Source organism: Frankia umida, assembly GCF_023242945.1.
GTDB classification, from domain to species: domain Bacteria; phylum Actinomycetota; class Actinomycetes; order Frankiales; family Frankiaceae; genus Frankia; species Frankia umida.
In genome coordinates, this window is sequence record NZ_JALKFT010000014.1 from 111,479 (window position 1) to 132,413 (window position 20,935).

A 20,935-nucleotide genomic window follows, 5' to 3' on the forward strand; every position below is an offset into this window, starting at 1 on the left:
GCCGTTCAGGAGCCCTATCCGTCGTCAGTGCGCATCGCGGTCGCCACTGGCCCGCGCCCGGCCCCTCGAAACCGAGGCGGAAGCCGGCGCGGAAGTCAGCGCCGGAGCTGCGACGGCGACCGGGGACGTGCGCAGTTCCGCCTCGATCTCCGAAAGGGAACGACCATGGCCTCCGGCACACGCAGCCACATAAAGACCACCGACACGATCGCGATCCCGGCGTACAGGAAGAACGTGGCGGAGCGTCCAATGGATGACAGCGGCGTCAGATAGCTGATCCCCACCACGAAGTTCGCCAGCCAGTTCGCGATACCAGCCGACCGTGACGGACAACTGGTCCAGCGAGACCGGTCCACCGCGGACGTCCGGCGGGGCGATCTCGCCGATGGGGAGCGGCACGACCACGGAGGCGGACCCCACGGCAGAGATCGCCGTTCGGGTCACGAACGGGTTCCGTCCTGGTCGACCTCCGTGCGTACGCGGGCGGCGTTGACAGGGGTGATGCACCTCACCTAGCCTCATATGTGAAGAATTTTTCGTCCTAGCGAAACTTTGACCGACATTCCCGTGTCGGCGAAGCCGCACCGGTCCGGCGCCACGAAGGCCGGCGCCAAGGAGGATGAAAGTGATCGATCTGGGCTTGACCGGAAAGCGCACCCTGGTCAGCGGAGCCGGCTACATCCCACAACGAGCAGGTCATGGCCGGTTCACCGCGCTCGCCCTCGCCGCGGCCGGCGCCAGCGTCGCCTGCGTTGACATCCATGAGGGACGAGCGACCGAAATCGCCACCGAGATCGAGAAGACCGGCGCGACGGCGATCCCCGTCATCGCGGACATGACGGTGCCGGCCGAGGTCGAGCGGGCCGTCGCCGAGACGGTGCGTGGGCTTGGCGGAATCGATGTCTGCGTCGACATCATCGGCCGTGCCAGCTGGGGCAACGTCGAGCAGTTGAGCCACGAGGTCTGGGACGAGACGATCCGGGAAAATCTCTCCCAGGTCTTTTACCTGTTCCAGGCTGTCAGCCGGCAGATGATCAGCCAGGGTTCCGGCGGCTCCCTCCTCGCGATCTCCTCGGTCGACGGGATCACCGCCTCCGCCTACCACGCGGCCTACGGCGCGGCCAAGGCCGGCGTGCTCTCCCTCGCCCGGACCTTCGCCGACGAGCTGGGCCGCTACGGCATCCGGGTCAACACCGTGGCCCCCGGCAACGTCGGTGGCGGCAACGAGGACCAGCCGCCCGGCGAGTACGCGGTGAACGGCATCAACCCGCTGGCCGCACCCCGCGCGCACGATGTCGCGAACGCCGCGCTGTTCCTGTCCAGCGGCCTCGCCGAACGGATCACCGGGCAGACCCTCGTCGTCGATGGCGGCGCGACCATCCAGTCGCTGTGGGGGCTACGGCCCGGCGACGCAGCCGAGTTCTCCGAGACGACCTACCTGGCCGCGACCGGTCAATCCACCTGATGCGCCCGGCGACCGACGTGTCGCCGCCGCCCGTCCCGGTTCCCACCGAGCTGATCGCGAGGGCAACCACATGAAACTGGACCTGCTGTACGAGTTCCAACCCAAGATCGGGCCATACGCGGAGCCCTTCCCGCACGGCCAGAAGAAAGCCGAACAACAGACCTACCAGGAGGCGTTGGCGGAGATCTCCTACGCCGACACCCTTGGTTTCCAGACAGCCTGGGTCGTCGAGCATCACTTCCGGCAGGGACGTTCGGCCTCGCCGTCGAACGAGGCTGTTCTGGCCGCGTTGTCGCAGCGAACCAGGAACATCAGGCTCGGCTTCGGCGTGGTGCTGCTGCCGGCCGGATTCCAGCATCCGGTTCGGGTCGCCGAGAAGGTCGCGACCGTCGACCTGCTCAGCGGCGGCCGGGTGGAGTGGGGCACCGGGCGTTCCACCCCGAACGAGCAGCTCGCCTTCGGCGTGCCGGCGGACGACCGGTCGCGTGAACTGTGGCAGGAGGCGTTCGAGTTCGTCATCGCCGCCTGGACGAACGAGAAGCTGTCCTGGAAGTCACCGAGCATCGACTTTCCGGAACGGTTCATCACTCCCCGGCCCTACCAGGACCCGCATCCGCCGGCCTGGCTCGCCGCGGCGAGTGAGACGTCCGCGTTCAACGCGGGCCGGCTCGGCCTTGGCCTGTTGTCCTTCGCCCTGATGCAGCCGGTGTCGAAAATGGCCGAGCACATCGCGACCTACCGGCGCGGACAGGCGGAATGCATCACCCCGCTGCCGGCCTTCGCGAACGACCGGGTCGGCGCCTACACGCTCGTGCACTGCACGGATGACCCCGAGGAGGCCGCCCGCTACGGCCTGTGGGACTCGGTCCGCTGGTGGTACCAGAACCTCGCCGAGTTCACCCTCGAATGGGAACTCGCACATCTGTCGGCCGAGGAAAAAGCGCAGGTCTTTCCACTGCTGGAGCCCACCATTCGCGGCGACATCGACATCCGGTCCTACACCGAGCAGGATATGGTCATCATCGGGACGCCAGAGGAGTGCCTGGAAAAAATTCTCCGGTACGAGCAGGCTGGTGTCGACCAGTTGCTGTGCTACACCCAGTTCGGCACGTTGCCGCATGAGAAGGTGCTGCGCAGCATCGAACTGCTCGGCACGAAGGTCATCCCGGAGCTGGAGAATCGGGGCCATCGTGTCGACTACGAAAAGCTCTTCGGAGGAGTGTGATCGATGGACATGATCTCGCAGCTGCGTGAGGAGGCCTACCGCCAGGCGGTGGAACAGGCCCGGGGGGAAGCTGAGGCGGGCTTCGAGGCGGCAGCCACCGCCAACGCCGAGAACCCGGACACCGCGGAGCCCGCGGACCCGACGACCACCACGGACGCCACGGACGCCACGGACGCCACGGACGCCACGGACGCCACGGACGCCACGGACGCCACGGACACAGCGAAGCCCGCGGAGCGCGGAGACGCGCGCTGACGCGGAGGTTCGGGCAGGCGGCGGGTCTGAGGCTGGTCGGGCAGCCGGAGACTCAGGTGGCGAGGCGTCCGCGGGTCTGCTTGGTGACAATGGTGGCGCAGGCACGCACGCGCGCACCGATGTCGAGGACCTCCCGTCCGGACAGACCCGGCGAGAAGCCCGACGCGGTGATGGCGACGAGCACCCGGTGATCGGCGTCGAACACCGGTGCCGAGGCCATACCGAGGTCGTACGTGCGGGTCGGGTCCACTGTGGGCAGGTCGTAGTTGTCGGTGAGAGACAGCGATCCTGGTCCGGCCGACGGGTCGAGGGCGAGGCCGAGGGCGAACCCCCGCTCGCGGACAGCGGCGAGCCCGAGTCGGACCCGATCCGGTTCGAGCCCCGCCGGGCCGCGAGCCAGCCACACGTCCACCTCGCGGGGATGTGCCCAGGCCATGAACACCAGGCCGAGCGGCGGATCCAACGGCACCCGTTCGCCCTCCCGGTAGCCGGGGCCGTACCGCGAGCCGGGCCCACCCACCGCCACGAAGACGATGTCCGTCGGCGTCGCGGCCGTGACCACCACGTCGGCGTCCAGTTCGGCGCCCAGCGTCGGAATCCGCTCGGCGGCGGCCCGGATCGCCGGATGCTGCTCCAGCGCTACCAGACCCGCACTGACCAGCGCCGGACCGAGCCCGTAGGTCCGGCGAACCGGATGGCGGCCGAGATACCCGCTCTGTTCGAGAACAGCGAGGATCGCGTGGGCGGAGCCCAGGCTGCTACCGGTGCGCCGGGCGATGTCGGAGATCGTGAACTGCTCACCGCGATGCGCGACCAGCAGATCGATGATCTTCAGCGTCTTCTCGGCGGCCGGTGCCGGTCGTGCCATCGCGCCCGCTCCCATCCCGACGCCTCGACGCGCCGATGCCGCGACGCCTCGTTGCCTCGTTGCCTCGGCGTCCGGCATCCGGCATCCGGCGTCCGGGCAGGTCGTCGCCATCGCGCTTGTCCAGCGGATGCTACGCACCATTTCACGTGGACGAAAAACTTTTCGCTCTGACCGCTGTACGGACGCCGCCCACATCGGATCCGGTCGACCGGCCTGACTGCCAGGAAAGGCTGCTCCCACCCAGATGACCACTTCCCATCCCGGTCGTGCCGGCCGGCCCGCCGGCGGCGGCGTTCCCGCTTCCCAAGCCGCCTCCCCCACCGCGGCGTTCTCTGATGCCGCCACTCCCGACGCGGCGTTCTCCCCGGCAGCCGGCCCATCCGCCCATGTCCCAGTCGGGTCCCGCGCAGCCCCACTCGACAGCTGGACGCTGCCGCCGTTACGCGCATCGACATGGCCGACACCACCCGTGCTCGCCGCCCGTCGTGCGACGATCGCCGCCCTCGAACCGCCGGCACCGACACCGGAGATCCGGGTGTTACAGGCCGACTGGTCGGGCGTTCGCTGCGTGGTGTGCACCCCGCCGGAGCCCCGCGACGTCCTGCTGTACCTGCACGGAGGCGGCTACAGGCTGGGCCGGGCAGCCGAGTTCACGCCGTTCGCCGCCCGGCTGGCCGCGGCCACCCGTGCCGAGGTCGTCGTCGTCGACTACCGTCTCGCGCCCGAGTATCCCTACCCGGCGGCCCTCCACGACACGGCGTCGGTCTACACCCGACTCGTGGCCGCCTCGAAGCGACCACCGATCCTCGTGGGTGATTCGGCGGGCGGGGGGCTCGCCGCGGCGCTGACGATCGCGACTGGCCGGGCCGGCACGGCCCCGCCACGCGGCCTGGTCCTGATCTCGGCATGGCTGGACCTGCACTGCACCGCGCCGAGCTACCGGTCCCGGGCCGCCCACGACCGAATGTTCTCCCTCGCGTCCGCCCGCGAAGCCGCCGACCAGTACCTTCAAGGTCATCATCCGGACGACCCGCTGGCCTCGCCCGTTCTGGGCGACGTCACCGGATTTCCCCCGACGCTGCTGTTCGCGAGCTCCGACGAGGTCCTGCTCGACGACACGATCCGCATGGCATCCGCGTTGGCGCAGGCTCGGGTACCGGTAGCAACCAGGATCATGCCCGGTCTGCCGCACACCTGGCCCAACGTTCTGCCCGACCATCCTGACACCACCGCCGCGCTGCGCACGATCGCCCACTTCGTCGACGGCTCGTCGCCACCGGACGCGAGGCCGCACGCCACACCGACGCCGCCCCTGAGCCCCTGAGCCCCTGAGCCCCTGAGCCCCTGAGCCCCTGAGCCCCTGAGCCTCCCATCGCCGCGCGCTCCCGATACGCCGATGTTCGACGGCCGCCACCAGCCCGTAACGGCATCGGCGGACAGTGGGCGAGCCAGCTTCACGCGGTCGTCCGCCAACGAGCCAGACGGCGGGAGATCCCATCGGCGAGGGAGCAGCAGCGGCGAGGGCAGGGGAGGTGCGCTGGGGATGAGCGGAGACCGCCACCTCGACGTACGCCGGCAGGTCCACCGGCGTGCCTGGGTCCGGGGGCGAATCGCGCACGGCGCCTGACACCGTTGACGCCCAGCCGATCGACATCCAACCGAGGACAGTCGACCGGGCCCCGCACCGTGGCGGCGCCGACCAGCGGCGTCGCCCGGGGCAGGATGGCTGTTCTTCGCCTGCGCGCCCAGGCACTCGCCCACGCCCCTCGAGGTATCGATGTCAGACATCCGCGCCGCGCTGGCGGCGCCCCCCAGCGACTGTTCCTTCGATCCGGACGACTGGGCGATCCTTGCCCGGCACTGGTACCCGGTCGCGCTGTCCCGGGAGGTCGGTGACCAGCCGGTCGCGGTACGCCTGCTCGACGAGCAGTTGGTCATCTACCGAGCCGGCAGTCAGGTGGTCGTCGCCCGCGACCTGTGCCCGCACCGCGGGGTGCCGCTGAGCATGGGCGTGGGTGACGGCCGTACCGTTGCCTGCGCCTACCACGGGCTGCGCTTCGGCGCCGACGGTGCCTGCGTGGCCATCCCCGCACATCCAGCCGCGAAGATCCCGGCGCGGATGGCCCTGGCGACCTGCCCGGCCGAGGAACGCTACGGGCTGATCTGGACCTGCCTGCGCCCCGACTCCGACCGGCCTCTCCCCGGTGACACCCACACCGGCGAAACCACCCCGGGGCGAGCCATCCCCGTCATCCCACGCATGCCACACTGGGACGATCCGGGATTCCAACGCGTGACATGTCCCAGTTTCGATCTGGCCGCTTTCGCCGGCCGCCAGGTCGAGGGCTTTCTCGACGTCGCGCACTTCGCGTTCGTGCACGCCGGCAGCTTCGCCGACCCGGACAACACCGAGGTACCCGAGTACACGTCGACCCCCACCGAGCACGGCTTCACCGCCGACTACTGGAGCACGGTCGCGAACTTCCCCCACGGCAGCGGACTGACCGCGCCGCCCGGGTTCCGCTGGCTGCGCCGCTTCGACGCCCATCTGCCGTTCACAGCCACCCTCGTCGTGCACTTCCCCGACGACGGCCGGCTTTCGATCATGAATGCCGCCTCTCCGGTCTCCGCCCGCCAGACCCGGATGTTCGCGCCGATCGCGAAGAACTTTGCCACCGACCAGCCCGCGCAGGACATCTACGACTTCAACGTGCGGATCTTCGCCGAGGACCGGACCATCGTCGAGGCGCAACGCCCCGAGAACCTTCCCCTGGACCCCCGGATCGAGGTGAACATTCCCGCGGACCGCAGTTCCGTCGCCTACCGGCGGGGCCTGCGCGCGCTTGGCCTGTCCCGTTTCTTCACCGCCTGAACCAGTTCCGCCCATCTCCCGACAACCTCGTCCCGTCCCCGTCGAGGCCATCGAGCCATCAGGGCGCCGCCCGGCTCCCACCAGACCGTCGAAGGGCTTCCCGCGTATGACGCACTCCCGTTCCGTCGAACCGTCGGCATCTGCCGGTGCGGGCCCGGTCGCCGCTCTCGACATCCCGTTGCCCAGCTGGGTCGACGACGAGGTCGATGCTGTCGGCGCCGCACTTCCCGACGTCGAGGACCGGATGCGCCTCGCCCTGCGGCTTGCGGCCCGTAACCACGTCGAGGGACACGGCGGACCGTTCGCGGCGGTGGTCGCCAACCCGGTCACCGGACAGATCCACGCGGCCGGGGTGAACCTCGTCCTGGCCACCGGACTGTCGACCATGCACGCCGAGGTCACAGCGCTCTCCTTCGCGCAGGCCCGGCTCGGCTCATGGGATCTCAGTGCCACGGGTGACCCGGTCGAGATCGTGGTCAACTGGCGGCCCTGTGTCATGTGCTACGGCGCGGTCATGTGGTCCGGCGTCCAGATGCTCACCATCGCCGGTGAAGGCGAGGAGGTCGAGACGCTCACCGGCTTCGACGAGGGCCCGATGCGCGACGACTGGGCCCAGCAGTTCGAGCGCCGCGGCATCACCGTACGTACCGACATTCTGCGGGACGAGGCGCTGGCCGTCTTCGCCGAGTACGGCAGTCGCAAGGATGCCGTCGTCTACAACGCCCGCCGTGGCGCCACGGTGGCCGCACCCTGACCCAGGCGATTCGCGGCTGCTCACACCGCCGTCTCCCACATCTCAGCGGGATACCGCGACCACCTGGTCGAGCCATGCGTGGAACACCCGCCGGGACCGGGCCGCAAGGTCCGGACCATGCCGCTGCGCGTCGGCGCGAAGCGTGTGCGGATCCAGCCGGTGCGCGGCGAGCTCATGGGCATGCCCGATCAACCATCGCTCGAGCTGGCTGTGGTCGGCCTCAAGATGGAACTGCAACCCCAGGACCGCGTTTCCCCATTCGAAGGCCTGGTACGGAAAACCGGGCGTCCGCGCAAGGTGCCTCGCACCGGCGGGAATCGTGAACTGATCGCCGTGCCAGTGCAGAACCGGAACATCCCCGAGCGCGCCAAGCACGGACTCCTCCCCCGCCCGGGTCAGGGTCAGCGGCGCGTATCCGATCTCCACCTGACCGGTCGACGCGACCTGGGCTCCCAACGCCCGGGCGACAAGCTGTGCGCCCAGACATACCCCGAGGGTGGGAAGTTCCAGCGCCAGTCGCCCGCCGAGCGCCTGGATCTCATCGGCGAGAAACGGGTACCGTGCGACATCGCCCACGCCGATGGGCCCGCCAAGAACGACAAGCAGGTCGGCGTCGACGACTTCTGGTTCTACTATCGGATCGATACCGGCATCGACATACCGGGTCTGGTAGCCGTGCTGTGTGAGGAGCGGGCCGAGTATTCCGAGGTCCTCGAAGGGGACGTGGCGGACTGCGACCGCGGTTCGGGGCATCGGCTCGTTCTCCCGGTTAAAAATCGGCGTACGTCTCCGGGTACACGTGATACACCTGCTCCTCGGGGGTCGTCCACACGAAATGCCCGGGCTCCGGCTGGCGGAGATCCCATCTCTTCCCCGCACCGGCAGGCATCCGATCCGCCTGATGCTTCAGACGGTGATGCGCCCGGCACTGCGGCCCCAGATTCCCCGGCTCGGTCCGGCCGCCCCGCGCCGACCCCCGCGTGTGATCCAGATCGCAGGATGTGGCGGGAAGGTCACACGTCGGGAAGACACACGTCGTGTTCCGAGCCCGGACATACCGGGCCAGCGGAGCCGACGGAAACCGGCGATCACCCACATCCAGGACCTGCCCCCGCTTCGGGGCCGTCAGCACCCGCCGCCACGTGCACCCCGCGTCGGCAGTCATCTCACGCACGATCTCCGCGGGAATCGGACCGTAACCCGGCACCTCGCCCGGATGCTGCGCCAGACCCATCAACGTCTCGAACGGAACGATCACCTGCATCTCGACGTTGACCCGGCCCCGGTCACGCCCCATCAGCAGGTCGAACAGCACATCCGCCCGACGCTGAGCGAGACTCCGCTTCTCCCGCCCTTCAGCATCCCCCCGACCGTCCGTCTGATCACCCCGCCGGCCATCCGTCCGGCCGTTCCCCTGGCCACCCGCCTGGGCGTTCCCCTGATCGTCGACTTGGTCGTCGGCCTGCTTCGCGAGCTCATCGATCCGTGTGAACGCCGCCAGCGCCTGCTCCGCCGGCAACAACGCCGACAGACGGCCCATCCCATCGGCCTCCGGATGCAACGCCACGCCCCGCTTCTTCTCCGCCTTACGCCGCCGCCGATCCGCCCCGTCCGGATCGACCTTCGCGACCCGCCGGCTCACCGCCGCACCGAACGCCCTGTGCGTACGACGGCCACCCCCGTTGCCCAGCACCGGCCCGAGGACCTCCCTGGCGTGACCATCCGCCAGATTCACCGTAAACCGATCCAATGCCGCCACCCGACCCACATCCAACACACCCTGCGCCAGGGCCACCACCGCCTCCGGCAACCGACGCACACACCGCTCCGCGAACGCCAGCTCCCGACACCCCTGCGTCGCCGCCACATTTGCCACCAACGACAGCTCATCACCCGCGAACGCCGCGAACATCCGCGGCGACCCATCCGCGCCCTCCCCCGCGCCACCCACCGGCCCACCCCGCCCCCGCGACGCCGACGAACCCGCGACCTCCACCGGCCGGCCCCGCGCGAACTGCGCCCGCACCAGCAACCGCACCGCCTCCCACCGCGCGATCACCCCCGCGATCTCACGATCCATCTCCAGACAACGACCAGGCCCCCACTCCCCGATACGGCTCCCATCGATCTCCGCCGACGCCAACAGATCAGCCGTACCATCCGACCCCTCACCCCCCACCCGCACCCGCGACGCCGCCACTTCCACGCACCTGAGAACACCAGCCACGACACACCTCCAGGCGACATTCACTGCCCGCCGGCAGAACACGTCCACCGACCGGCCGGGAAAAGAAACCGGCACGTCCACGATCATCATTTTATCGAACGCATGTTCTAATCTTACGATCGCCGGAAACGCCCGACAAGACCCGTCAGGAAAATCTGCGGAGCGGATGCGCCATCACCACTTCGCACAACCACAACACCAAGCCCGCCACCCCGAGCAGCCCCGCGAAGACCAGCCAGATCCTCAAGGAAACAGCCACGCCCGAAATCGACACTCGACAACACGACCACCAGCCACCAGCCGCTGCCGGCACTCACCAGAACCCGACAGGCTGCGTGATGGACCGAGAGCGCACTCGAAGCGAACATCAGGCAGTACATCACCGCACCCAGTCCAGCCAGTACACATTCGCGCATGCACACGACGGCGAAGAACCCGGTCGAGACAGGCCACACCAACCGCCACACGCACCAGGGCGCGACCAGTCCACACGGTTCACACCACAAAGCACCGCGCCAACGCGCGGGCTCCAGACGAAAGCGTCGGCTCGACCGCCACAGCCCGCACAGTCGAGCTGGACCCCGAGCAGGCAGCGACTTCGCCCATCGGTCCATCGGCCCAGCCGCCGAGCCGATGGACCGCCACCGCCACCGCCGGCACCGGCGATCGCGACCCACATCCGAAAGGTCCTGACAGCACCCCACGGAAGTTCTACTCTTCGTAGAAGAAGGGGGAGTCGATGATCAAGGATGTCCTGGTTGTTGGCTTCGGTCCGGTGGGAGCGGTGCTGACGGCCTTTCTCGGGCAGCGGGGCGTGTCGGTGCTCGCGGTGGACAGGGCGGCTACCACCTACCCACGTCCCCGCGCCGCCGGCCTGGACGAGGAGGTGCTGCGTCTGCTCGTCCGGCTCCCCGGGATGGCCGAGATGCTCACCGATACCCGCGCGTCGACCCGGGCGACCTTTCTCGGGCCGGACCGCCGCCTGCTGCTCGCCGCCGGGCAGGGGCAGGCCGAACTCGGCGTTCCGGTCGGTGTGTTCCTGCACCAGCCGTCCGTCGAGGCCGCGCTGCGGGCCGGGATCGCCACGCTGCCCTCGGTTGAGGTCCGGCTCGGCGTGGGCGTGCGCTCGATCGACGACGGGGCCGACGCGGTGACGGTCGGCCTGGAGGACGACACCGTCGTGCAGGCTCGCTGGGTGATCGGCTGCGACGGGGCGACGAGCACAGTGCGGGCGCTGATCGGCGTGGACTTCGTGGGCAGGACCTTCGCCCAGCCGTGGCTCGTCGTGGACGCGCGCTCGGCCGAGCCGCTGCCGGTACCCGACGACATCGCCTTCGTTCTCGATCCACGCAGGCCCGCGGTGACGATGCCGATGCCCGGTGGGCACCGCTGGGAGTGGATGATGTTCCCCGGCGAGAATCCCGAGCGGATGGCCGAGCCGGAGACCGTCACGAGCTTGCTCACACCCTGGATCGACCCGGGCACGGTCGCGGTGGAACGGGCGGCGGTCTACACGTTCCACGCCCGCATGGCGAACCGCTGGCGGGTCGGCAGGGTCCTGCTCGCCGGCGATGCGGCGCACACGATGCCGCCGTTCGCCGGCCAGGGGCTCGCCTCGGGCATCCGGGACGCGGCCGCGCTGGCCTGGCGGCTGACCGAGGTCCTCGCGGGACTACGGGATCCGGATTCACTCGACGACTACGAACGGGAGCGCCGTCCCCAGGTGGCCGCGATCACCACCCGGGCCATCCGGGCCGGTCGGATCGTGCAGACGACGAGCCCGGTCCGCGCGGCCGCGCTGCGGGCCGCGTTGCGCACAGCGGCCCACGCTCCGGGGCTCGGCCACGCCCTGCGCTCCGGCGCCGCACGACCACGGACCCGGCTCCCGAAGGCCGCGCGGCCGCGGCGGGCGCACGACGGGGGCCGCTGGGCCGGGCGGGTGCTGCCCAACCCGTGTATCCGGACCGAGGACGGCCGAGTCTGCCGGCTTGACGACATACTCGGGTCGTCCTGGGTGCTGCTCGGGCTCGGCGACGATGCTGGAGTCGCGCTGACGCCGCAGGTCCGGGCCTGGGTTGACCGCCGCGGCGGTACGACCCTGACCATCGGCCACGCCGTGTCGGCGGACCGGGACGATCAGCGTGCGCGGTCCGGTCCGGTCATCGTGGATCTCGACGGCACGGTGCTGCGGATGCGCGGGCGTTCCAGACAGCCCCAGGTGGCAGTGGTCCGGCCGGACCGTTACCTGCTCGGTGTCTTTCCGTCGTCACGCCTCGAGGACGTACTCACCTCGGCGTCAGGCGTTGGCGTGACCGGCTGAAGCAGGGCGCGGACCAGATATGTCTCGGCGAACACACGCTTGTCGGGCAGGCTGCGGCTGCTCCACGGCGGGGCCATCATGGCGCCGCCGGCGGCGATCAGCCACCGTACGGCCTCCCACAGGTCGAGGTCGGCGCTCAGCTGGCCGCTGTCCTGCCAGCGCAGCAGCAGCGGCTCGAGACGCTTGTAGACAGCCTCGACGATCGGCTCCGTGGCCAGTGGCAGGGAGTCGCCGCTGGCCCGACCACCGGCGGCGAACAGCGCCTCGGTCAGCGCATCCCCGTCGATGAGGCTGGTGCCCCGCACGAACACCTCGACCAGGGTGACGCGTGCGTCGTCCGGATGCGGCAGGGATTCCAGCGCCACGTCCATGGCGGTGTCGACCCGATCGAGCAGGACGGCGAGAAGCAGCTCATCGCGGCTGCGGAAGTACCGGTAGACGGTGGAGCGGGAGACACCGGCCTCCGTGGCGACCTCCTCGATCCGCATCCGGCTCGAGCCACGCCGGATCACGCAGCGCCCGGCCGCGGCCACCAGACGTCGGCGGGCCTCGGCGTCGTCGAGCAGCGCGCTCTCGCTGCCCCACCAGCCCTGACCGCGCCGCGGGCTCCGCGCACGGTGTCGGTCCTGCGCAGCGTGTCGGTCCTGCGCAGCGTGTCGGTCCTGCGCAGCGTGTCGGTCCTGCGCAGCAGCGTGCCGATCCAGCGCCTGGTGTCGGTCCCGCGCGGGATGCGGGCCCTGGGGGACCGGGTGGTTGTGGGCTCGCGAGGGCGGGTCGTCAGGCGGTTCCGCGTCCGCACCGGGTCGGGTCATGCTGACAGCATTGGCCGATGCCCCGGCCGCTCGGCAGGGCGGGGGTCGGTAACCGCGAGCGGCCCGCGACACGGTGGGCCCACCGCCGTTCGGTGCGCAGATCGCTCCCGTCGGCATGGCTGTCTCACGGCGACACACTATGGCATGGTTGTCTCGCCCTACTCAAGGTCGATCGTCCGGATGTGATCGCCTGCCGGACGTGCGAAAGGCGGCACCCCATGGTCAGCACACGAGCAGCTCTGCTGTTCGGCCCCGGTCAGGATTTCAAGATCGAGACGGTCGAGATCGACAATCCCCGCGCGGGCGAGGTCCTGATCGACGTCAGAGCCTGTGGTCTGTGCCATTCGGACGAGCATGCGCGCTCGGGCGCGATGCCGATGCCGCATTTCCCGATGATCTGCGGGCATGAGGGTGCCGGTGAAGTGCTCGAGGTCGGGCCGGACGTCACCTCTGTCAGCCCCGGTGACCATGTGGCCATGTCGTTCATCCCATCCTGTGGGCGGTGTACGTACTGCCTTTCGGGCCGGGCGTTCCTGTGCAACGACGGCGCCAAGCTGTTCAACGTCGGGATGATCACCGATGGGCGGATCGCGCACCGGTTGGGCGACGAGGCCGTGGCGCGCTACACCCAGATCGGCGCGTTCTCCGAACGTCAACTGCTCGCCGAATCGACCATCGTGAAGATCGACCCGGAGGTGCCGTGGACGGTCGCCGCGCTGGTCTCCTGCGGCGTCGCGACCGGATTCGGTTCCGCGGTCAACCGGGCGGAGGTCAAGCCCGGCGACGCGGTGGCCGTCCTTGGCCTCGGCGGGATCGGGGTCAGCGCCGTGCAGGGCGCACGGATCGCCGGCGCACGGCTGATCTTCGCCGTCGACCCGGTGGAGTTCAAGCGCGAGCAGGCGCTGCGTTTCGGGGCCACGCACGCGTTCGCGTCCATCGAGGAAGCCGCCAACGCGATCCGCGAACTGACCGCGGGCGCCATGTGCCACTCGGTGATCTGCGCGTTCTCCGTGATGACCTCGGACCTGCTCCAGCCCGCGCTCAGCCTGACCGGCAAGGACGGCACCTGCGTGATCACGTCGGTGGCACCGTTCGGTCAGAAGGTGGCCGATCTCGACCTGTTCACGTTCGCGATGACGAACAAGCAGATCCGCGGCTGTCTGTACGGCTCGCAGAGCCCGCGCACGGCGATCCCTCGGCTGCTCGACCTCTACAAGGCCGGCACCCTGAAGATCGACGAACTGATCACCAGGACGTACACCCTCGATCAGGTCAACGACGGTTACGCGGACCTCGAGGCCGGTCGGATCCTGCGTGGGGCGATCACCTTCGAGGACGCACCTCGGTAGTTCCACGCGTCGGGCACCACGACGGACGCCCCGTCCACCAGCGGGTTCACGGCTGGCGGACGGGGCGTCCGTGGAAACTCACCGGTCAGGCAGCGGCGGAGGCCGGCGCCTTCTCCTCGCGGCCAGCGCCGAAGTAGGCGGCCTCGACCCGCTCGGGTTCGGCAGCGAGTTCCGCCGCCGGCGCCTGCAGGACCAGCGCACCACGGCTGAGCACCGCCGCGTCGTCGGCCATCCGCAACGCGAGGTTGACGTGCTGCTCGACGAGCACGACCGCGCAGCCCTGATCGTCGGCGACCTGTCGCACCGTCCGGAACAGCGCCTGGACGATCAGGGGCGCGAGGCCCATGCTCAGCTCGTCGACGAGCAGCACCTTCGGCTGCTGGATCAGGGCCCGGGCAAGCACCAGCATCTGCTGCTCGCCACCGGAAAGCGCACCGGAGGGAACGGTCCAGCGCTTCTCCAGGTCCGGGAACAGTTCGAGCATCGCCCGTGGCTTCGGGCCCTGCCGACGGGCCGCCGCGCGCAGGTTGTCCTCGACGCTGAGCTGCGTGAACAACGCCCGGTTGTCCGGCACAAGAACCACACCGGCCCGGTTGGCCGCCCCCGGCTTGCCGCTGGGCAGCCGGGTCCCACCCACCGAGATCTTGCCGCTGCGGGACGGGAGCAGGCCCGCGAGGGTGAGCAGCAGCGTGGTCTTGCCGGCCCCGTTCGGCCCGAGCAGGGCCAGCACCTTCCCCGGGGCGACGCTGAGGTCCAGGCCGCGGAAGACCTCGGACGAGCCCCGCCCGCCCGTCAGTGCTTCGCAGGTCAGAGCGGATGTCATGACGTCACCACCGTCGCGTCGGAGTCGACCGTACCGTCGGCGGCGTCCTCGCCACCAACGCTGCTGCTCGAGCCGGCCCCGTCCTCGTGGGGCCTGCTGTTGGGTGCCTTGCCGTCGAGCGTGCTGGTAGCGGGAGCCTTCCCACCAGCGACGACGTCCTTGGCCACCGTGGTCTCACTGCCGGCGACGCCCTCGGCCGCCGGCGCCACAGCATCCGCGGTAGCGACCGGAGCAGCGGTAGCCGAAGGAACGGCAACTGGAGCAACGGTGGCCGAAGCAGCGGTAGCCGAAGCAGCGGTAGCCGAAGCAGCGGTAGCCGAAGGAGCGGTAGCCGAAGGAGCGGTGGCCGAAGCAGCGGTAGCCGGAGCAGCGGGGGCGGGGGCGGGCGTCTCGGTGCCCGGGCCCGTGGCGCCGCCACCCTCGGCGGGCTCGCTCTCGGTTACCTCGCCATCGTGGACGTTGCCGAGGTAGGCGTCCGCGACCGCCCGGTTGGCCCGGATCTCGTCGGGACTGCCGGACGCGATCACCTTGCCGAAGTCGAGCACGTAGATGTGGTCACAGACGTCCAGGACAAGGGCGACGTCGTGGTCGACCAGCAGGATGCCGACACCGCTGCGGCTGATCGAGCGGATCTTCTCACCGAGCCAGGCGGACTCGGTGGTGTCCAGACCCGCGGCCGGCTCGTCAAGCAGCAGGACCCGCGGTCCGGTGGCGATGGCACGGGCGATCGAGACCAGCTGCCGTTCGCCCTGGCTGAGCTCGCCGGCCGCCCGGTCGGCCCGGTCCGCGATGCCGACCAGGTCGAGGGCCGCCGCCAGGGTGCGATGGCGATGGTCGGCCTGCACCCCGGACAGCGCGGCGCTGACGTTCTCCGACACGGTCAGGTCGTCGTAGAGCTCGATCGACTGGAAGGTACGGGCGAGGCCCCGCTTGACCCGGACGTGGGTCGCGAGGGTGTCCAGACGCTCCTCGCCAAGGCGGACGGTGCCACTGGCCCGAGCGAATCCGGTGATCGCGTCGATGGCGCTGGTCTTGCCGGCGCCGTTCGGTCCGATCAGACCGACGATCTGCCCGGGGGCGATGCGCAGCGACACGTCCGACACGGCGACGACGCCGCCGTAGCGAACCGTCACGCCCTCGACATCGAGAGGCACCCGGTCGGCGCCGCTGAGCAGCGCGGCGTTCTGCTCGGCCGCCACCGGTGCCGGTGCGGCGGCGTCGGTGGCGGACGTCTGCGCCGTCGCGGTCCCCGCCGCGGCGGAGGCAGCGACGGTGGCGGGAACGGCACTGTCGGCGGTGCTCGCGCTGGCGCCCTCGGTGGTCGCCGTGGCGGCCTTGCGTGCCCCGAGCCGCTTACGGATCTGGGCGACCAGGTCATGCCCACCGCTGGCGATACCTTCGGGCTGGGTCAGCAGCACGAGGATGACACCGAAGCCGGAGATCACCGAGAACCAGTCGCCGAAGTCGATCCACCGGTCCATGGCGATGTAGACGATGCCGGTGCCGGCCATGATGCCGGCGGTGATGCCGCCGTACACCGACGTGACGCCGGCGAGGTAGGCGGTGGAGAGCAGGGTCAGACCACCGATCGCGGTGAACGAGTCGAAGGTGACGACGCTGCTGCGGTAGGCCAGTAGCGCACCGCCGAGACCGGCGATGAACGAGGCCAGCGCGAAGGCGATCAGCTTGACCCGCACGACGTTGACGCCGATACCGGCGGCCGACCGCTCGTTGGCGCGCACGGCGAGCATCGCCGAGCCCAGCGAGCTCATCCGCAGCTTGGCGACACCCCAGGCGACCGCGACCAGGACCAGCAGACACAGGATGCCGAACGGAAGACGCGGGAACGCCTCGCCGCTGCCGATACCGATGTTCCACCCGAACAGCGACGGGTCGGAGACCTTGGCGCCGGAGCTACCGACGAGGTCGGAGTTGCGGAACCAGACCGCCTCGATCGCGTAGGCGAGAGCGAGGGTGACGATGCCCAACGTCAGTCCGCGTAGCCGCAGTGCGGGTAGACCGATGACGACACCGAGGACGGTGGCCACCAGTGCGGCGAGCAGCGGTGCGAACGGGAACGGGATGTGCCAGCTGTGGGTGAGTCCGGACAGGCTGAACGCCGAGGCTCCGGCGAGCGCGAGCTGGGCGAGGGAGACCTGGCCGGCGAAGCCGGTGACGACCACCAGTGACAGGCCGAGGATCGCGGCGATGAACGTGCCGATCACCGCCGCCCGCCAGGTGCCGGAGGTGAGCAGCAGGGCGATCACGCCGATCGCGGCACCGGAGACCGTCGGCAGTGTCAGCGAGCGGGGACGCGGTGCGCGGCCCAGCGGCTGGCGCACCAGGCCGCTACGAACCGGGATGCCCCGTCCGGTGACCAGCAGCGCGATCAGGATGACCAGCAGTGGCACCAGGGCCGAGGCACCCGAGCCGGGCAGCCAGGAGTGGTCGGCGGAGAGGGTGAGTGCCTCCGACTGCACCATGCCGATGGCCAGACCGGCGAGCACCGTGGACACGAGGCCCTGGAAGCCACCGACGACCGCGGCGGCCAGCGCCGGCACCACGAACAGGGTGTAGGTGGAGGGCGACAGCGGGCTCAGCGGGGCGATCAGGATGCCGGCCGCACCCGCGACCGTCCCGGAGATCATCCAGTTGTACAGCGAGACCCGGTCGGGCGAGATGCCGCTGACGTAGGCGCCGGTCTGGGACTCGGCGGCGGCCCGGGTGAACAGGCCGAAGCGGGTGAAGCGGAACAGCGCCGCCAGCACGATGGTCAGCACGACGACCGTGACCGCCAGGTAGAAGCGGTCGGCGAGCACTGTCAGCGAACCGCTCTGCCAGCGGTCGGTCGGGAAGATCGCCTCGACGCTCACCGGCGAGGTTCCGACCCGGATCGCCATCACCGACTGGATGACGACCAGAACGCCGAGTGAGGCCACCGCACGAGCGAGTGGCGGTGCCTCCCGTAGTGGCCGGAACACCACCAGGTACAGGAGAGCGCCCAACAACGCCCCGATGACCAACGCCACCAGCAGCGCCGGGACGAATCCCAGCTCGGTTCCGAGATCCACCGAGGTTGGCAGGCCTGGGATCAGGACCAGCAGTTCTCCGTTACGCAGGAACGCGTAGGAGTAGGCGACGTACATCGCGACCGCGCCGGTCGCGAAGTTGATGACTCCGGAACTTCGGTAGGTCAGTACGAGCGCGAGCGCGAGGGCGGCGTACACGCCCCCGTTTCCAAGCCCGAGCAGCAACGAGCCGACATGGTGCATCACGTACTCCCGAATGGTGTGCTGGTCGGATCGGTCCTTGGTCGGGCCGCGCCTGGTACACGCTGTCCCGTTCCGGCGGGTCTCGCCGGTCCATTTCCGGCGATCGACGCAGCGGCCGCCGCCTGAATGCAGGCCGAGTGGCGAATCTCGACTGGCAGATCGTCAACTGTGAGCAGTCGGTGGTCAGGGGGTATCCCGGGCCGGACCAGCCCCGGGATGGTCCTACTCAGCAGTGAACCACTCACGCGAGTCTCGAGCTGTGGTCGACGACCTGGAAAGCGGCCGACCGGTCAGGACGACGGCCGAAACCGAGAAGTTCGGGAAGTACGGCGAGTGAGGATTGCCGCACACAGAGCATTGAACCTGCGAACCATGCGCCGATACCGGCGTCACCGCTGACGGCACACCCGCGGGTAAAGCAGATAATGCCTCCACGACCACACCTGCGCGCGGTTCCAACCGCCCAGGTCGCGCCGACCTCGAGGCACCGCAGCAACTGAACGTGCCGACCTGCTTCCCAACTGTGCGCATATGATCCCTAGTCTGCTTGTCCGTCACTCCGCACTGCCCTACGGGACTGCCCTCCGCGGTACCTCCAGGCCGCACCGACCATCGCGGCAGAACCGCGCGCCCGGTTGGGCCGGATGACACCCCGTCTGGGCAGTGAATAGTGACACGGCATACATCCGGGGGCAACTTCTACCAACGAGCCGGCTCGGGCTCGTCGCGCCCGGTACGCTATTGCGCCGCCCCGGAGACCGGGTTCCGCTGCGGGAGTAACGGAACCCGGCCTCACCGCACTGGTGAATGCGGTGAGCAGCGGCATCGCTACCCGACTGGGCTCCGCTCCACCGAATCCGCGTGGAGCGGAGCCCATCGGCTTCCCCGGGCCGGGCCGGTCGACCAGAACCGACCCGGCCCGATGCCTCGCTCGCCGCCCGAGCCGCACGTGCTGTGTGCGCTGCCGATGCGACCGTGTGTCACCCGTACCGCGCGTGCTACTCGTGTCGCGCGTCGCGGGATTCGGTCAGGAGGGGATCGGGGTGTAGCCGACGACCTGGTAGGAGGCCGGGTTGCCCTTGCTGTCGAGCTGCGCGGTCAGACCGCCACGGACGCAGACCGCCGGCGTGGCCGGGTACGCCTTGCCGTTGCAACGGAACTTCAGCCCACCCGCGCCGGGAATCTCCTTCTCCGGCATCGACTTGAACGCCGCGGTCACCGTGGCCGGCGTGATGTCACCCCTGATGTCGGCGAGTGCGGTCTGGAACGCGTTGAACTGCGCGAACATGTTAAGCCCAGACGAGTCATCCGTCTTGATCTCGCTACCGTAGGCATCCACGACGGCCTCGTAGAGGCGGGTCGACGGGTTGTCATTGTTCACCGGCGAGACGGCGACCACGGTGATCCGCTTGAGGACATCCCCCGGAACCGCCTTGCGGGTCGCGTCCGAGATGCACTGCGAGACCGCGAAGATCGGACCGGTGAAACCGGCCGTGCGCAGAGCGTTGAACGCGCTGATGCAGAACGCGTCATTCCCGACGACCTCCACCACACCCGGCGCGGAACCCGACAGGCCCTGCAGCTGCGGGGTCATGTCCGCGGTGCCCAAAGGAATCGGGATGAGCTTCAAGGTCATCCCGGCCTTGCGCAGTACCTCGGCGCTTTCGCCCTGGAACGAGGTCAGCGCCGGTGGAACATCGATGATGATCCCGGTCAGGGTCCTGGTCCCGGCCTTCTGGGCCAACGGAAGGATTCCACTGCTGATGAAACCGACCGGGTCGCCCAGGGAGAAGGTCGACTGGGAGTCCTTGAGCTGCTCCGCATCGGTCGTCGAGAAGTACAGCACGGGGATCTTCGCCGCGTGCAGCGGTGTCCACACCGCGTTGGAGACCGACGAGGCACCGACCAGCACGGCCACGACCTTCTGCTCGATCGCCTGGTTCGCGCAGTCGGTGCCCTTACTGGCCTCGTTCGCGGTCACACATGTCCACAGCTGGATCGGCCGGCCCGCGATACCGGACTTGTGTTCGTTGAAGTACTTGACCGACGCGCTGGCCACCCGCAGTTCGACCGACGTGTCGCTGGCGGCGCCCTTGCCGTCCGAGATCACGCCGATCTTCACCGGAGCCCCCGAGGCCTTCGCCACCGACCCCAGCAGGGACGCACCGCTCGAGGCGCTCGCCGAGGTCGAGGCGGCGGCGCCACCACCATCGCTGCCGCCGCTCCCGCAACCGGCCGCCACCGCTAACAGCACGCCGACGGATAACGCCGCCACGACCGCGCTCTGACGGGGCCCTGAGCCCCCGGGGTGGACCCGCCGTGGGGCACTACCACGACCGAACGTACCGAGCCGACTTCCGAATGTCCGCATCTGATCCCCAGTCCGCTTGTCCGTCGCTTCGCAATCGCCGACGCACGAAGGCCCGCATAGGCACCAGGGGGTCCGGGCTCCGGACAGACCGCGCACGCCCCACCGGCCCAGGTGGCACCCGCCGGGGAAGTCAAGTGTGACATGCCATACATTCGGAGGCAAATTTCACCCAGACGATAAACATGATGATCGGAAATCGATAATAACGTTTGCCCATTTACATGGCTTATGTCCGGATTTAAGACGCCGGGGGGCCCCGCCGACCCGGCATTTGCCCGCCCGGCCCCCGGAAACGTGTGGCGGGGGGGGGGGCCCAACCCCC

General features: G+C 69.5%; 16 protein-coding genes and 1 pseudogene. 8 read left to right on the plus strand and 9 right to left on the minus strand.

What is annotated here, in order from left to right:
* Positions 1-95: 95 nt before the first annotated feature.
* Both MXD59_RS27380 and MXD59_RS27385 read right to left on the minus strand, forming a co-directional pair.
* Entirely contained in the window at positions 96-356 is a 261-nt protein-coding gene (locus MXD59_RS27380; protein ID WP_372512093.1) for an MFS transporter, read from the minus strand.
* Positions 328-522, minus strand: a pseudogene (locus MXD59_RS27385) (hypothetical protein); the annotation flags it as partial. The pseudogene MXD59_RS27385 and the gene MXD59_RS27380, both read right to left, overlap by 29 nt.
* A gap of 97 nt (positions 523-619) precedes the next feature.
* Here MXD59_RS27385 and MXD59_RS15360 point away from each other — a divergent pair.
* The 3 genes from MXD59_RS15360 to MXD59_RS15370 all read left to right on the plus strand — a co-directional run bounded on the left by MXD59_RS15360 (position 620) and on the right by MXD59_RS15370 (position 2,945).
* Positions 620-1,465, plus strand: a complete 846-nt coding sequence (locus MXD59_RS15360) for an SDR family NAD(P)-dependent oxidoreductase (protein WP_248825418.1) — start codon at positions 620-622, stop codon at positions 1,463-1,465.
* Between the two features lie 70 nt (positions 1,466-1,535).
* Positions 1,536-2,690, plus strand: coding sequence for an LLM class flavin-dependent oxidoreductase (locus MXD59_RS15365; RefSeq protein WP_248825419.1), 1,155 nt, complete (start codon positions 1,536-1,538; stop codon positions 2,688-2,690).
* 3 nt (positions 2,691-2,693) lie between these two features.
* Positions 2,694-2,945: a hypothetical protein gene (locus MXD59_RS15370; protein WP_248815859.1), complete on the plus strand. Its 252-nt coding sequence runs from the start codon at positions 2,694-2,696 to the stop codon at positions 2,943-2,945.
* Between the two features lie 52 nt (positions 2,946-2,997).
* Here MXD59_RS15370 and MXD59_RS15375 read toward each other — a convergent pair whose 3' ends face one another.
* Positions 2,998-3,813, minus strand: a complete 816-nt coding sequence (locus MXD59_RS15375; RefSeq protein ID WP_248825420.1) for an IclR family transcriptional regulator — start codon at positions 3,811-3,813, stop codon at positions 2,998-3,000.
* A 469-nt stretch (positions 3,814-4,282) separates the two neighbouring features.
* Between MXD59_RS15375 and MXD59_RS15380 the strand changes: the two genes are divergently transcribed.
* From MXD59_RS15380 to MXD59_RS15390, 3 genes are all read left to right on the plus strand, one after another.
* Complete coding sequence (locus MXD59_RS15380; protein WP_248825421.1) at positions 4,283-5,137, plus strand: alpha/beta hydrolase; 855 nt, start codon at positions 4,283-4,285, stop codon at positions 5,135-5,137.
* 453 nt (positions 5,138-5,590) lie between these two features.
* Positions 5,591-6,685 (plus strand): Rieske 2Fe-2S domain-containing protein, encoded by a 1,095-nt coding sequence (locus MXD59_RS15385; protein ID WP_248825422.1) that lies wholly within the window; start codon positions 5,591-5,593, stop codon positions 6,683-6,685.
* A 106-nt stretch (positions 6,686-6,791) separates the two neighbouring features.
* Positions 6,792-7,439 carry a nucleoside deaminase gene (locus MXD59_RS15390; RefSeq protein ID WP_248825423.1) on the plus strand — a complete coding sequence of 216 codons (648 nt, stop codon included), beginning with the start codon at positions 6,792-6,794 and terminating at the stop codon, positions 7,437-7,439.
* Between the two features lie 42 nt (positions 7,440-7,481).
* On the opposite strand, the gene MXD59_RS15395 is transcribed toward MXD59_RS15390, so the two are convergent.
* Entirely contained in the window at positions 7,482-8,192 is a 711-nt protein-coding gene (locus tag MXD59_RS15395) for a glutamine amidotransferase (protein WP_248825424.1), read from the minus strand.
* Between the two features lie 16 nt (positions 8,193-8,208).
* Positions 8,209-9,519, minus strand: a complete 1,311-nt coding sequence (locus MXD59_RS15400) for an HNH endonuclease signature motif containing protein (RefSeq protein WP_248825425.1) — start codon at positions 9,517-9,519, stop codon at positions 8,209-8,211.
* A gap of 886 nt (positions 9,520-10,405) precedes the next feature.
* Here MXD59_RS15400 and MXD59_RS15405 point away from each other — a divergent pair.
* Complete coding sequence (locus tag MXD59_RS15405) at positions 10,406-11,986, plus strand: bifunctional 3-(3-hydroxy-phenyl)propionate/3-hydroxycinnamic acid hydroxylase (protein ID WP_248825426.1); 1,581 nt, start codon at positions 10,406-10,408, stop codon at positions 11,984-11,986.
* On the opposite strand, the gene MXD59_RS15410 is transcribed toward MXD59_RS15405, so the two are convergent.
* Positions 11,908-12,798, minus strand: a complete 891-nt coding sequence (locus MXD59_RS15410; RefSeq protein ID WP_248825427.1) for a TetR/AcrR family transcriptional regulator — start codon at positions 12,796-12,798, stop codon at positions 11,908-11,910. The genes MXD59_RS15405 and MXD59_RS15410 overlap by 79 nt on opposite strands.
* Positions 12,799-13,016: 218 nt before the next feature.
* Between MXD59_RS15410 and MXD59_RS15415 the strand changes: the two genes are divergently transcribed.
* Entirely contained in the window at positions 13,017-14,147 is a 1,131-nt protein-coding gene (locus MXD59_RS15415) for an NDMA-dependent alcohol dehydrogenase (RefSeq protein ID WP_248825428.1), read from the plus strand.
* A gap of 85 nt (positions 14,148-14,232) precedes the next feature.
* Here MXD59_RS15415 and MXD59_RS15420 read toward each other — a convergent pair whose 3' ends face one another.
* The 3 genes from MXD59_RS15420 to MXD59_RS15430 form a co-directional block, all read right to left on the minus strand.
* Positions 14,233-14,970 carry an ATP-binding cassette domain-containing protein gene (locus MXD59_RS15420; RefSeq protein ID WP_248825429.1) on the minus strand — a complete coding sequence of 246 codons (738 nt, stop codon included), beginning with the start codon at positions 14,968-14,970 and terminating at the stop codon, positions 14,233-14,235.
* Positions 14,967-18,242, minus strand: a complete 3,276-nt coding sequence (locus tag MXD59_RS15425; protein ID WP_248825430.1) for a branched-chain amino acid ABC transporter permease/ATP-binding protein — start codon at positions 18,240-18,242, stop codon at positions 14,967-14,969. Before MXD59_RS15425 ends, MXD59_RS15420 begins: the two co-directional genes overlap by 4 nt.
* A gap of 1,027 nt (positions 18,243-19,269) precedes the next feature.
* A complete protein-coding gene (locus MXD59_RS15430; RefSeq protein WP_248825431.1) occupies positions 19,270-20,517 on the minus strand; it encodes an ABC transporter substrate-binding protein in 1,248 nt (415 codons plus the stop codon).
* Positions 20,518-20,935: the final 418 nt, after the last annotated feature.

Bases quoted from the DNA above. Each gene is read 5' to 3' on its own strand.
- MXD59_RS15375 (WP_248825420.1), bottom strand. From the start codon at position 3,813: ATGGCACGACCGGCACCGGCCGCCGAGAAGACGCTGAAGATCATCGAT.
- MXD59_RS15400 (WP_248825425.1), bottom strand. From the start codon at position 9,519: ATGGATCGTGAGATCGCGGGGGTGATCGCGCGGTGGGAGGCGGTGCGG.
- MXD59_RS15390 (WP_248825423.1), top strand. From the start codon at position 6,792: ATGACGCACTCCCGTTCCGTCGAACCGTCGGCATCTGCCGGTGCGGGC.
- MXD59_RS15420 (WP_248825429.1), bottom strand. From the start codon at position 14,970: ATGACATCCGCTCTGACCTGCGAAGCACTGACGGGCGGGCGGGGCTCG.
- MXD59_RS15415 (WP_248825428.1), top strand. From the start codon at position 13,017: ATGGTCAGCACACGAGCAGCTCTGCTGTTCGGCCCCGGTCAGGATTTC.
- MXD59_RS15370 (WP_248815859.1), top strand. From the start codon at position 2,694: ATGGACATGATCTCGCAGCTGCGTGAGGAGGCCTACCGCCAGGCGGTG.
- MXD59_RS15425 (WP_248825430.1), bottom strand. From the start codon at position 18,242: ATGCACCATGTCGGCTCGTTGCTGCTCGGGCTTGGAAACGGGGGCGTG.
- MXD59_RS15405 (WP_248825426.1), top strand. From the start codon at position 10,406: ATGATCAAGGATGTCCTGGTTGTTGGCTTCGGTCCGGTGGGAGCGGTG.
- MXD59_RS15365 (WP_248825419.1), top strand. From the start codon at position 1,536: ATGAAACTGGACCTGCTGTACGAGTTCCAACCCAAGATCGGGCCATAC.
- MXD59_RS15385 (WP_248825422.1), top strand. From the start codon at position 5,591: ATGTCAGACATCCGCGCCGCGCTGGCGGCGCCCCCCAGCGACTGTTCC.
- MXD59_RS15395 (WP_248825424.1), bottom strand. From the start codon at position 8,192: ATGCCCCGAACCGCGGTCGCAGTCCGCCACGTCCCCTTCGAGGACCTC.
- MXD59_RS15360 (WP_248825418.1), top strand. From the start codon at position 620: ATGAAAGTGATCGATCTGGGCTTGACCGGAAAGCGCACCCTGGTCAGC.
- MXD59_RS15410 (WP_248825427.1), bottom strand. From the start codon at position 12,798: ATGACCCGACCCGGTGCGGACGCGGAACCGCCTGACGACCCGCCCTCG.